The following is a 12,455-nucleotide window of genomic DNA, read 5'->3' on the forward strand; positions in this document are numbered from 1 at the left end:
AACATTCCGGCGGAGTGTTGAACAACTCGAAAGTGACGCACCCTACGGCTGTGATTAAAACGGAATCGGATCGTAATCGGGATTGTCAGCTTCGGTTGAGGAACCAGGCTTGCGATCGGACTCCGAAGACTGATGCGAGTTCCAATCCGAGCTAGACGGGCCCTTAGCAGGGGCTGGAGCGCTGTTAGAACTGCGGCCTCGGGAACTCATGGGAACCACATTGCTCGGCACATTAGCGGGCGCGGTGGATCGAATTTGAGCGGGTTCGGGGGCGGTTCTAGCTGCGGGTGCAGCGCTCATCGCATCGGCGCCGAGAGTGTAAATTCTCTGGGCTGTTAGTTCAGCGCGCTTTTCTTTGATACCATCTCTGTCGATCGTATTCATACCCAGTCGGCCTTCAATAATCACGCGATCGCCCTCGCGATATTTATCGTGAATTTCTTGAGCTAAATTGCCCCATCCTATCACCTTCAAATGTTCCGGCGGATCTTCAGGTTTTGGGCCGGGAAACTGCACGAGCATTTCAGCGATTTGAAGTTGATTGTCTGGAGTATAACGGAGTTGCGGTTGTTGAATTATTTCCGCCATTAAAATGCAGCTATTCATAACTTAATTGGGAATTGGGAATTGGGAATTGGGCATTGGGCAAACAGGTCATTGGGGAGTTGGGAATTGGCCAAACAGGTCATTGGGAAAGCGAGGGTTTGTAGTGAGGACTTTAGTCCTCTCTTTATATATGAATTAATAAAGACTAAAGTCCTTACTAAGAACTGAATTATCGTTGCATAACCGGACATAATATAATACCCGATTACCCATTCCCAATTCCCAATTCCCAATTCTCAATTCCCAATTCCCAATTACCCGTTACCAAATTTATCTTGGCGAACCGCAGCTTCGGCCTGAGTGACAAAATCGTGGACGAGGGCGCGGTACTCCTTCAAAGTTTCAGAGACCCAATCTCGATCCTCGCTGTTGGCGAAGATATGAACGGTGGGTTCGCTAGCATCGGGCAAAACTAATACCCAATTGTCGTCGCTGTAGTTAAAAATCTTCACTCCATCTATTAATTCTAAACGATCGGGCGAATGAGTTTCTACCAAATGCCGCATTAGCGAACCTTTTACTGTCCAAGGACAGCGGACGCTGTAGCTGCGGTGGGTGACGCGGGGAAGTTCGGCTTTGATCTGTCCGAGCGATCGCTCCTGAATCGTCATCATTTCTATCACTTTAGCAATGCAGAACATTCCGTCAAAGCCCGGATGCAACTGCGGGAATATAAAACCCATATTGCCGCTGCCGCCCAAAACCACATTCGGGTTCCTGTTAGAGGCTTCCATCAAAGCAGTTGGGTTCGCCTTAGTGCGGATTACCTTGCTTTGATAGCGGCGGGCGATCGCCTCCACCGCAGAAGACGCATTCACCGGCACTACTACTGTACCTCTAGGATGGGAAGTCAGCATCAAATTTACCATCAGCGCCGTCAGCATTTCCCCGCGAATCGCGATTCCCGACTCGTCTACCAAAATAAGCTGTTCGCCGTTGGCAGACACCTGCACGCCAAAATTAGCGCTGAGTGCTTTCACCACCCGGCCGAGTTGGTCGAGCAAATATTCCCGTTCCCCGTTGCTCAGAGAAGTCTGCTTGAGACTGGCATTGAGCACCACCGCATCGCAGCCGAACTTAGCGAGCATTTGTGGCAGAATTGCTCCAGAAACCGCGTAAACGTAATCGATCACCACCTTAGAATTGCTGTAGCGAATTGCCTCCACATTCATCTGCCGCTCAAACATCCGGTTGTAAACGTCGAGTGCTTGGTTAAAGTACGACATATCTCCAATTTCGGGAATCAGAGCCCTGCGTAAATCTTCCTTAAAATAAGCGCCCTCGATTTTTTTCTCCGCAGCTTTAGTGATATTGATACCTTTGATATCGAAGAATTCAATTAAAATGTGGTCGGAGCGATCGGGCGAAATGCGAACGTGAATGCCGCCAGCAATGGAGATCGTAGACGAAACCGTGCGCGCGATCGGAATTGCCGTCGATTCCAAATTGACCACATTAATTCCCACCGACATCAAACCCGCAATCAAAGATCTCGAAACCATCCGCGAAATGCTGCGCTGATCCCGAGAAACCGATACCGAAGCCCCCGGTTTCAAAGTAGAACCGTAAGCCGCGCCCAATTTCACGGCAAATTCCGGGGTAATATCCACATTGGCCAGTCCTTGAACGCCCCGCTGGCCGAACAAATTCCGTTTAGCTTGTTCTCCCCAAATTAAATTTTGATTCAACAGAGCGCCGGATTCAATATTTTTGCTCGGCCAGACTCGCACGGAAGGGCCGACTTGCGCCTCTTCTCCGACAATGGACATAGAACCGACGACAGCACCTTCGAGGACGTGGGCGCGCCTGTCTACGCGGGTACTGCGGCAAATCACGCAGGCCCTGAGGTGAGCGTCTTCGCCGATAATTGCTCCATTCCAGACGATCGGACGTTTGATGTTAGCATCAGCCCCGACGGTCACATTATCTCCGATTACTGAACCCGCATTAATTTTGACTCGGGCTCCAATTCGGCAATTGTTGCCGATCATGGCGGGTACTTCGACGATCGCGCTATCGTCAATAAAAGTATTTTGACCTACCCAAAGTCCCGATCGAACTTCGTTGTAATAGCTCAAATCCAGATTGACTTTTCCCCGCAGCGCGTCATACTGAGCTTCCCGGTAAACATCCAACTGGCCGACATCGCACCAGTAACCCTCCGCGATGTAACCGTACATCGGCTCGTTTTTTTCCAGCAGCAGCGGAAACAAGTCTTTCGAGAAGTCGCACTCTTGATTTGCCGGTAGGTAGTCCAAGACTTCCGGTTCTAAAATGTAGGTACCGGTATTGACCGTATCGGAGAAAATTTCGCTGCTAGAAGGCTTTTCCAGAAAGCGGTTGATGCGGTAATTATCGTCCGCAATCACCACCCCAAATTCCATCGGGTTGGGAACGCGAGTTAAAATTAACGTGGCTTTGGATTGCTTGCGGCGGTGAAATTTGATAGCTTCCGTCAAGTCTAAATCTGTGATGCTGTCCCCGCTGATGACTAGAAAAGTTCGATCGAGCAATTCCGCAATATTTTTGACACAACCCGCCGTACCCAGCGGTTGGTCTTCCTCCACAGCGTAGGTCATTTGAACGCCAAAGTCGGCACCGTCAGTAAAATATTCGCGCATCACATCGGGAAGGTAGTGCAGCGTCGCAATAATTTCCGTAATATTATGCCTTTTTAGCAAATTGATAATGTGTTCTGCGATCGGGCGATTCAGAATCGGCACCATCGGTTTAGGTAAATCGCACGTCAGGGGTCTGAGCCTCGTTCCCGACCCCCCAGCCATCAGCACTGCACGCATAAAATCCTCCTTGTTTAGAAACCTCTCTACCGTTATTGTCCGCTAGAAAAAGTTTGCCTGCTGTAACTTGTGGGGCACTAACTATCAGCGTTTATTATGTTTGAGTTATCGCGCGTCTCTAAAATCCAAGGGAAGCGAGGTCGTCCCTCAACCGCAACCAAGTTCAACCGAATCAGGACTAGCCAGGTAAGTCGATTTGAGATTTGAGATTTACTCTACAGATGAATCTGGCAGCTTTAACTCTGGTTAAAAAACTTTTGACCCTCCATGACAGAAGTCGCGGCTTGTATCCGTTTTTGGACGAGAGTGGAGAAATTGTGCGCTCGAACTCCGATTTGTACGGAATGTTGCGTAAAGCCTCAGAATCACTTTTAGCAAAAGTCGCTTCTTGCTTGCACCCTGAAAGCTATTTCCTTGCTGCTATATCAACCGCGCCCGACAGTTAGGACCTTCTTACTTGCTGAAAGCCTTGCTGAATATGGCTTCTTCCTTTTCCCTTCCTCCTTCTTCCTTCTTCCTTATTCCTTCTTCCTTATTCCTTCTTCCTTCTTCCTTCTTCCTTATTCCTTCTTCCTTCTGCTATATTTTTAAGTTTGTGGCCAGCGGGGATTTTCAAGTATCTAGCTGAAGGTAGAATTGCTACAGGTATCGGGTGCGCCAGGAGGGCTGAAAAATGATAGATTAAGAGTAGCGATGCAGGCTCGCTGACTCAAAAAAATCCAATCAGTCGCTTAGGGAGTTATTTGATGGAACCGTTAATAGGATTGGTGTTGCTAGTCGCTTACGGCGGCGGTATTTGGAAATTTTGGAATGGTTTCGATCGCACGAACTTCGACAAAAGTTTTGCCAATCGCCTGAAGCTATCGCTGCTGTGGCCAGCGTTAATTTTTAATAAGCCTTACCGTCAAAACTTTACAAAAGCACTCAAAGGCTCTAGAAGGTAATTAAAGAATGTCTAAAAAGTCCGAACGCCCAGTCGCAGGTCAAGAGCAGACTTGGTTTGCCAAAGGAAAATCAGATAGCTGGCAAGTTTTACTGTCGCAGGTTGCATCTCGGTTCGATCGCGAATATCGAGAAGAAGCATTCGCCTTACCCGAAGAAGTCGAAGCAATGCCGATTTTCCTAGAATCAGTCGCCGGAACACTCCAAGAAAAAACAGTATCTCCCTTCTGGAAAATTGCCAAACCCCAAAAAAATCAACGCTGTTTAGATATTGGCTGCGGAGTCAGCTTTCTGATCTATCCTTGGCGGGAGTGGGAAGCGCTTTTTTACGGTCAAGAAATCAGCAGCGCCGCCCGAGATGCCTTAAACGCTCGCGGCCCTCAACTCAATTCCAAGCTATTTAAAGGCGTAGAATTGGCTCCCGCTCATCGCTTAAATTACGAAGAGGATCAATTTGACTTGTGCATCGCCACAGGCTTTAGCTGCTATTTTCCGATAGATTATTGGAAGATTGTCATGGCAGAAGTAAAGCGAGTATTAAAACCGGGCGGTCACTTTGTGTTTGATGTCCTCAACCCCAATGCACCCCTAGCAGAAGATTGGGCAATTTTGGAAACTTATCGAGCAGGCGAAGTATTTTTAGAGACAATAGAAGATTGGGAAAAAATGATTAAAGCAGCCGGTGCTAAAGTAGTAAAAAAGCAAAACGGCGACTTATTCCAAATGTACAAACTCCAATACAATTGAGAGGTAATTAGGTTTGTAGTGAGGACTTCAGTCGGCAAAAAACAAGTTTGTAGTGAGGACTTCAGTCGGCAAAAAACAAGTTTGTAGTGAGGACTTCAGTCGGCAAAAAAAAAAACAAGTTTGTAGTGAGGACTTCAGTCGGCAAAAAACAAGTTTGTAGTGAGGACTTCAGTCGGCAAAAAACAAGTTAAAAAAGTAGGGTGCGCCAATAAGTATAAATAGGTTTAATAACCAACAAATATGGCAACTGACGCACCCTACTGACTAATCACCAATCACCAATCACCACTAATTCCCACCCCATTAACAATCAATTGGGTGTAGCAGCAGGAGAAGGTGCAGCTTCGGGAGAAGGCGACACTTCCGGGGCAGCAGAAGGCGCAACTTCTGGAGAAGGCGACACTTCCGGGGCGGAAGAAGGTGCAGCTTCGGGAGAAGGCGACACTTCCGGGGCAGCAGAAGGCGCAACTTCTGGAGAGGGCGACACTGCCGGGGCTGGTTTCGGTTGGGGAGAAGGGGATTGTTCGGCGGCTGGTTTCGGTTGAGGTGAGGGCGACGGCTTGGTTGCGGGTTTTGGTGAGGGCTGTGGCGACTGTTGGGCCCCTGGCTGCGGTTTGTTAGAGGGCGCCGGCGGCTTCTCAAACTGCGGTTTCACTTGTGCAGGGGCTGGGGACTGCTCGCCTGTCGGGTTGGGTGCTGTCGGGGCCGGCGCTAGCGGCTGCGGGCCTGTGGGCCTGGTTGGGGTGGTGGATGGGGTGACAGGAATGCCGCTGCAAACTTTTTCGTCGTATTTAAACGCGACAGCCAACTGGTAAAGCTTGTGGGTGCTGGCTCCTTGAAATGTCAGAGTAGGGTTAATAATCGCGGTTTTAGCCGCAGTATCGAGAATACCGTAACCCGTGGGGACGATCGGCTTAGGCTCCGCCTTGAGCAAGCCTTGAGGGCTGACAACTGCTCCGAAAACTGCCGTTCCTTCGAGTTTTTGCGAGCAAGCTTCTTTGGGATAAGCGACATTCACAGGAGTCGGCCCCGTCATTTCCAAGTCGGGGTAAGCTCTTTTGAAGTCATTAAACAAAGCAACATAGGTATTAGCAGCAGCAAGCAGTGTCTCTCTATCGTTGGGTAAGTTTGAACCGGGAACTCCCTGCTGTTCTAGCTGCTGCTGTCCTTGGTCAAATTGTTGCCTCCTGATTCTTTCTTCGGGAGTTTCTGCGATGAGATTCCGTTTATTTGGATCTTTTTGAGTGAATTTCGGTGCTCCATCGGGCCCGGAATTTCTTCCACCAATGGGGAATTCCGGGGTAAAGACTGGAGCTCCGTCTGGGAATAGCGGGAGTCCGCCTCTACTGGCTATAACCCTTTTGAGGGTCTCCGCCTCATCTTCGGAGGTGCCACCCGGAATCTGTGGAATGCCTGTGACTCCTGGTGGCGGTGGGGGGATATTGCGATCGAAATTACCGGGTAATGGCGGGAAAATCAAACCGCTGGGAGGTGTTTGGGGGATGACAGTGGGTGTTTTGAGGGAGGGGGGTTTGAGATTTGGAACTGAAGCTTGTGGCTGCGGCGCTGTTGGGGCACTTAAGGGGGGGAGGGGGGGATCGAGAGGCGCAAAGAATCCAGGAGGGGGCATTCCCGGCGGCAGGGCGGGCAAGTTAACTGTTGGAGGGGGGGGCAAAGGGGGAGCTAACTTGGGGGAGGTGGGAACGGGAACTGGTGCGATCGAAAACGGCTTGTTAGTCGATCGCGGTGGTATGGTTTGTGGCAGGCGGCCGGCTTGTGCGGGAGTTAGTTGTACGAATCCGACGGAACCGGGGATGTTTTTTGAGGAATTTCCGCCATAGATGATGTTTGAGATTGTCGGGGCGCTTACTCCGAGCACTCCGTGAATTCCGACAGAAGCTAGGGCTGCCCACCAAAAAGGCTGGCGCAGCGGTTCGGAAAGGGTGTTGGCTAGGGAGGATGAGTCAGTCATGACCATAGGGAGTGGGGAATGGGGAATTGGTAATTTGCCCGCGCAGGGCATTGGCCCGCGCAGGGCATTGGGAATTGGAAATGGGGAATGGGAAATGGTAATGGGGAATTGGAAGTTAATATAGCGGTTATCAAGCGTAGTGAGGTATGCCCGCGGAGGCCACGGCGGCCTATGCCCACCCAGGCCAGTCGTACCTCATATGGGATCTCGAAAGGCTATAGTTATTAATTGATATTTTTTTTATTTTGAGTGATTTTAAACGTGGCTGTTGGGAATTCAAAGGTATGATTTTAGCACGATCGCCCTCGAAGTTGCCCGATCGGCCTTGATGACAATTCACGGGCCCAAAACTCAACCAAATTTATTAAACACGATCGACCAGTTCAAGCGATCGGCGTTTCCAATTCGGTTACAGAACCGGATTCATCCCTCGGTGCCATGCTTTAAATCCAAAATCCCCAATCCATCGGCTTACTCATCTGTTGCAGCATTCTTCCTTCTTCCTTCTTCCTTCCATCCGTTACATCCGTTACATAATCCGTTGCCGAACTTCCTTCTTCTCACCACCGATAGCGGTAAGTTTTAAAAGGAGCTCCCTCAACGCTCAGCAAGTCGATCGGGTAAATTGGAGCACCGCTTGCCATATATTGAAACATTTCGCGAACTTCCTCTCCCCGCAGCGACAACTGGTCTAACTCTTTGAGAGAATACCAACCAGCACACAAAGTATGCTCGTCCGGCTTGCTCTTGGGCGGCGTCTTATCTTCAGGACGAGCCACAAAAATCACCCTCAGGCGCACGTTGCCCCTAGGCATCACCGTATGCTCTACCCTGAGAATTCCCTCCACGATCACAGAAATGCCCGCTTCCTCAATGGTATTGCGCTGAGCAGCTTCGAGCAAAGTCTCGCCCTTTTCCACTCGCCCTGCTGGCAGATACCACTGCTGCTCGTACTTGCGCTCTTGTACCAATAGAAAACGGTCTTCTAAGTGAACGACAACTAGGGTAAAATACAATGTTGGAATCGGCTCGCGAGCCATAGAAGTAGATATTCCCCAAGCAAAAAGTTTAACGAGCGAGAGATGTTAGCCATCCAAAAGATGCTTCGGCAAGCGTCTTTGAACTTGAAAAATAGATCCTAGCACCCCGACCGCCAAATCAAAAATCAAAAATCAAAAATTGATAATGCCATTACCTACCGTGATTTTGCCAGGATATTTTGCTGCTGCTTCAGACTGTGGGGAATTAGAAAAATCTTTGGTCGATCGCGGTTTCCCAACTGTAACAGTACCACTGAGCAAGGCAGATTGGTTGCCGACTTTCGGCGGGCGATCGATGGTGCTAATTTTGCGACAGCTCGATCGCACGGTCAAACAGATGTTACAGCAATACGGCTGCCAACAGATCAATCTCGTCGGTCATCCCGCAGGCGGCTGGATTTCTCGGATTTATTTAGGCGAAAAGCCTTACACGATTCACAAAGACGTGTTTTAGTCCCACCCCTTTAGGACTTTCTTTGTGTGCATCCTTCAGACAGTCCAGTACCCGCTCACAGCCAATCAGATAATCGACTGAGGTGCTTGCAGTGATTAGATTAGACTTTTCGCTCATTTTTCGCTCACTTGACTTACAATGTTGAGTCTGCTTATTGCGTACAGCTTACCGAAAAAGAACTCGTTTTTCGCTCAAGTACGAAAACGAATCTTTTGACATACTCCCCAGCCTGAAGGCATGGGGATTCTCCCATCGTCACCGAGTTGGGATTCCTTGCTCAACGAGACGGCTTAAATCTTCAATATCTCTATTAAAAACCCAGAGGTCGGACTCTCCCAAGGCGTTTGGGTCGGTTTCTGTTTGCCCAACAGTACCGTTGAGGTATTTCCCCAAGTATTGCAACCCTTTTTTAAGAATGTTGATTGCTGCGTTGCGATCCCTGTCTAAAACTGTTCCACATCTTTGGCATTGATGAGTTCTGGTACTTAAAGTTTTCTCGACTTTTGTCCCACAAACTGAGCAATCAATAGTTGTGAAATGCGGTGGTACAGCGATGCAGGTTATCTTATGTATCTTGGCAAAATAATTTACCCAAATTGTGAATTGATACCAAGACGCATCACTGATACTTTTGGCAAGCTTATGGTTTTTAACCATATTTGACACCTTCAGGGCTTCATAGACTACCAAATCGTGAGATTGGACTAACGCCAAAGCATTTTTTATCGCCTTGTCTTTACGCTGCCTAGAAACTTTAAGATGTAGTTTGGCTACTCTTTTTCTTTGTTTGTGATAGTTATTAGATTGTTTCTTTCCCTTCTGGAAACGTTTAGATAACTTTCGCTGTGCCTTTTTTAGTCTTTTTTCGGATTTTCTAAGATAGCGAGGGTTTTCTACGGTATTCCCGTTAGAATCTGTATAAAACTCTTTTAATCCAAGATCGATTCCTACAATCGACCCAGTGAATTCGTGTTTCTCTTCTCTCGAGTAGTCAATCAAAAACTGACAATAGTAGCCATCAATCCGTCTTACTACTCGAACTCTCTTAATTTGTTGTTCTGAGTAATAAACGAGTGTTTTTTGACTGCACCAGAGGTCAAATGTTCCAGCTTGAAATCCATCTTTAAAAGTTATCTTTCTGCGACCGTCAGAAAGTTTATAGCCGGTTACTTTATATTCAACGGAACGGCTATGCTTTTTGAATTTAGGGAACCCTTTCTTTTTTACTGATGTATTACGGCAGTTGGCATAAAACCTTGATATAGCCTGCCATGCTCGATCGGCACGCTTATTGCCTTGCTTGAGAGTTAAGCTTGTCTGCCCAAGGAGTTGCCTTATCAGAAGCTAAAACGGAACAGAGTTTTTGGAGATCATTTCTCGTTGCCCCTTTGTTTTCCATCCAATATTTAACACATTTGTTCCTGATGAATTGTGCTGTTCTAATAGCTTCATCAAGAAGGGAGTATTGTTTGGGAGTTCCGTTTTTGAGTTGAGCTTCAACAACTAGCATTTGTTTATCCTCGACCTTGGATGTTTTTAGTTTAACACAATTTACCCGCTCGTCCTAAAATTAAATAAAAGCCGTCCTTGAAGGACGGGGCTTTAAACCCAACATTTTCGGTAAGATGAGTGATTTATAGGCTATAGCAACCTTTGCCGATCGCACTTTCTTATTTCTCAGTCAGATACGCTGCTAATTCTGGAATTTCACCAGCGCGCTGCCACTCGGTTTCACCGCGGCGTACTTTGGTGCGATCGGTAATCTTCTGCACATCTCGCAACTGCCGCTTAGTATAAGGCCCCTCGGCTTTACCGCTGCGGAATACGTACCACTGAGCCTGCTGTGACTTAGGCTTTTTAGTTGCTGGCGCGGGTTTTCTGACAGGCCTCATCCGAGCATCGCCGAACTCGGCTGCAAGCTGGTTGAGTTCGACTTCAACCGGATCGGCAGCGGGTAAATTACGATCGCGCGAGGTCTTTTTGGCTGAGGCTTCCCCGCCAGCAATTGCTACTTCGCGCGGCCACCCCCGGAAATGCCACTGTGCCACCCAAACGAGCGCCACGGCAGATCCTAACATCTCTTCCTCTGTTTCTGACCATTCAGACGGCTCTCCAAATACCGCAGAAGCGATCGCACCAAAGACGAGCGCACTCAAATTGAAATAAATTAGGTAGGTAGTATCATTCGCCGCTAAATGCCAACTGGTTGTATGCCGGACAAAAGATTGACTGGCTGCTGTTTTGTTGTGTTTCCACGCTTTTCGAGCTTGAATCCGACTGTAACCAGGAGAGTAGGCCGGCCACCACTTCGCGGCCCAATTAACTAAATGCGCCGACCAATACTGCAAAGCTGCATATCCGACTATGCCGCTCAGAAACACAGAAATAACTAATAGAAAGGTTGTCAGCGGCAGTAGCTGTTTTGGCACCATTGGGGCCGTCACAAAAGTCAGCACAAAAAACGGCGTACCGGTTAGTGTTGGAACTAACAGAATTTGCAATATCTTGAGCAAGTATGCATAGAAAATCCCTAGGAATTTGAGAATAATTTTAAGCAGCTTTGCAAAGCGGAAGTGATACAAATAAGCAGATGCGATCGCAGTTCCTAGAATTAAAGCAACGATCGCGCCCGAAGAATCCCTGAGCGGCAGCATCAAAAGCGCGATCGCCGGAATTCCCATCACGATCGCAGCAGGTAGCGTAGCAAATGCGATAAACCCTTCCCTCCAGTGCAGCCAAGGCGATACTGTTACTGTCGGCGGTTGGTTCTGGCTGCGACTTTCCACCCACTCAGCAAATTTAGCTAATCCCCAATGGTAGAAAGCAAATAACGGGATTTGGCACAACCAAGCAAAGGCGATCGCGCCTTCAAAGTCAGAACTGCTGATGATGTTGCGCCAGTAGACTGTGCTAAATCTGTAGTAGTAATAATATCCAGGCAGCAGTACCGAAACAATCAGCCAAAAGCCACTGCTCAAGGCAAAACCTTTTGCCCAGGATGCAGGAAAGGGGAGGAACTTCGGCCAGTTATTCATGAGAGGGACAATTGAAGCGGATATCAATATTGTCCCACTACACTTGAGCTTAGGCAATTGCTTTAGTCTTGAGTTTTCCCACCGCTCAGGTTTCGTCGGGAAACATTAGACATCTTGCATTCAGTCGAAAACTATCTAAAATTATCTGCGTTAATCTGTGTTTATCTGCCATTATCTGCGGTTTTTGTATCAATCCAAGATTTATGCAATCTTGTTTACTGCCTCAAACTCCCGAAGCAACCGCTCACCAGCCTCGATATTGCGAGCCACAAAATAATCGCCCGCATCCAAGTCTCGGCTAGCAGTTGGAGAGACAAAGCATTGGCTCATCCCTAAACCTCTCGTGCCTTGCGAAACTTTTCCTGCAATTGTTCTGGCACAGTCTCTAAGGGAATTCCCTCACCCCGCGATAGTTCCGCCTCCGCTTCCTCAATCGACTGACGCACTTCCTCCTCCCACTCCGAATAATGCTTCTGGGTTTGCGCCAGAGTCTGGAGGGCTTTGGTGATTACCTCTCCAGGCGAACTAAACTGCCCCTGCGCCAATTGCGCCTCGATCAATTGCAATTGCTCTGGACTTAAAGTAATATTCATTACGCCACCTCCCTCAGACAGATTCATATTTTAACAATAGCGCTACATCCGCGTACTCTCGATCGCCCGAAAATCATAGGTGAGAATTGCCAATCCGATCGCTTGTCGCTGCTTTCGTCATCGCCACAATTGCTAAATCAACAACTCAACCGCGCCATAACGCGATCGTATTTTTATCTGAAAAATTCGGATTTAGAGTCAACATAATTTTCCTTCTCTTTCCCTAAAAGCCTCGCAATCTCGATCGAACTCATTAAATACTCCGGTC

At 48.1% G+C, this 12,455-nt stretch carries 11 protein-coding genes and 1 pseudogene; 4 read left to right on the forward strand and 8 right to left on the reverse strand.

The genetic code is table 11. From position 1 onward, the window contains the following. Positions 1-54 precede the first annotated feature (54 nt). Both JGK39_RS20920 and JGK39_RS20925 read right to left on the reverse strand, forming a co-directional pair. Positions 55-606 (reverse strand): single-stranded DNA-binding protein, encoded by a 552-nt coding sequence (locus JGK39_RS20920; protein ID WP_293256692.1) that lies wholly within the window; start codon positions 604-606, stop codon positions 55-57. Between the two features lie 254 nt (positions 607-860). Then, positions 861-3,404 carry a mannose-1-phosphate guanyltransferase gene (locus JGK39_RS20925; RefSeq protein ID WP_293256695.1) on the reverse strand — a complete coding sequence of 848 codons (2,544 nt, stop codon included), beginning with the start codon at positions 3,402-3,404 and terminating at the stop codon, positions 861-863. A gap of 221 nt (positions 3,405-3,625) precedes the next feature. On the opposite strand from JGK39_RS20925, the gene JGK39_RS20930 reads away from it, so the two are divergent. The 3 genes from JGK39_RS20930 (at position 3,626) to JGK39_RS20940 (ending at position 5,093) form a co-directional block, all read left to right on the forward strand. After that, the gene (locus JGK39_RS20930; RefSeq protein ID WP_293256698.1) at positions 3,626-3,850 is read left to right on the forward strand and encodes a hypothetical protein; all 225 of its coding nucleotides are present in this window, start codon (positions 3,626-3,628) and stop codon (positions 3,848-3,850) included. Between the two features lie 300 nt (positions 3,851-4,150). Continuing rightward, positions 4,151-4,348 carry a hypothetical protein gene (locus JGK39_RS20935; protein ID WP_293256701.1) on the forward strand — a complete coding sequence of 66 codons (198 nt, stop codon included), beginning with the start codon at positions 4,151-4,153 and terminating at the stop codon, positions 4,346-4,348. 7 nt (positions 4,349-4,355) lie between these two features. Continuing rightward, complete coding sequence (locus tag JGK39_RS20940; RefSeq protein WP_293256704.1) at positions 4,356-5,093, forward strand: class I SAM-dependent methyltransferase; 738 nt, start codon at positions 4,356-4,358, stop codon at positions 5,091-5,093. Between the two features lie 310 nt (positions 5,094-5,403). Here JGK39_RS20940 and JGK39_RS20945 read toward each other — a convergent pair whose 3' ends face one another. Then, positions 5,404-7,065, reverse strand: coding sequence for a hypothetical protein (locus JGK39_RS20945; RefSeq protein WP_293256707.1), 1,662 nt, complete (start codon positions 7,063-7,065; stop codon positions 5,404-5,406). A 560-nt stretch (positions 7,066-7,625) separates the two neighbouring features. Beyond that, the gene (locus JGK39_RS20950) at positions 7,626-8,105 is read right to left on the reverse strand and encodes an NUDIX domain-containing protein (RefSeq protein WP_293260753.1); all 480 of its coding nucleotides are present in this window, start codon (positions 8,103-8,105) and stop codon (positions 7,626-7,628) included. 145 nt (positions 8,106-8,250) lie between these two features. Here JGK39_RS20950 and JGK39_RS20955 point away from each other — a divergent pair. After that, positions 8,251-8,553 (forward strand): annotated as a pseudogene (locus tag JGK39_RS20955) (lipase); the annotation flags it as partial. 261 nt (positions 8,554-8,814) lie between these two features. Here the strand turns inward: JGK39_RS20955 and JGK39_RS20960 are convergent. The 4 genes from JGK39_RS20960 to JGK39_RS20975 all read right to left on the reverse strand — a co-directional run bounded on the left by JGK39_RS20960 (position 8,815) and on the right by JGK39_RS20975 (position 12,187). Further along, positions 8,815-9,900, reverse strand: coding sequence for a transposase (locus tag JGK39_RS20960; RefSeq protein ID WP_366048926.1), 1,086 nt, complete (start codon positions 9,898-9,900; stop codon positions 8,815-8,817). Next, positions 9,848-10,069, reverse strand: a complete 222-nt coding sequence (locus JGK39_RS20965; protein ID WP_293260756.1) for a hypothetical protein — start codon at positions 10,067-10,069, stop codon at positions 9,848-9,850. Before JGK39_RS20965 ends, JGK39_RS20960 begins: the two co-directional genes overlap by 53 nt. A 160-nt stretch (positions 10,070-10,229) precedes the next feature. Next, a complete protein-coding gene (locus JGK39_RS20970; protein WP_293260759.1) occupies positions 10,230-11,594 on the reverse strand; it encodes a DUF4339 domain-containing protein in 1,365 nt (454 codons plus the stop codon). A 332-nt stretch (positions 11,595-11,926) separates the two neighbouring features. Then, the gene (locus tag JGK39_RS20975; protein WP_293260762.1) at positions 11,927-12,187 is read right to left on the reverse strand and encodes a type II toxin-antitoxin system ParD family antitoxin; all 261 of its coding nucleotides are present in this window, start codon (positions 12,185-12,187) and stop codon (positions 11,927-11,929) included. Between the last annotated feature and the right edge of the window lie 268 nt (positions 12,188-12,455).

This window comes from Microcoleus sp. PH2017_12_PCY_D_A (genome assembly GCF_020738565.1).
Taxonomy (GTDB): Bacteria; Cyanobacteriota; Cyanobacteriia; order Cyanobacteriales; family Microcoleaceae; genus Microcoleus.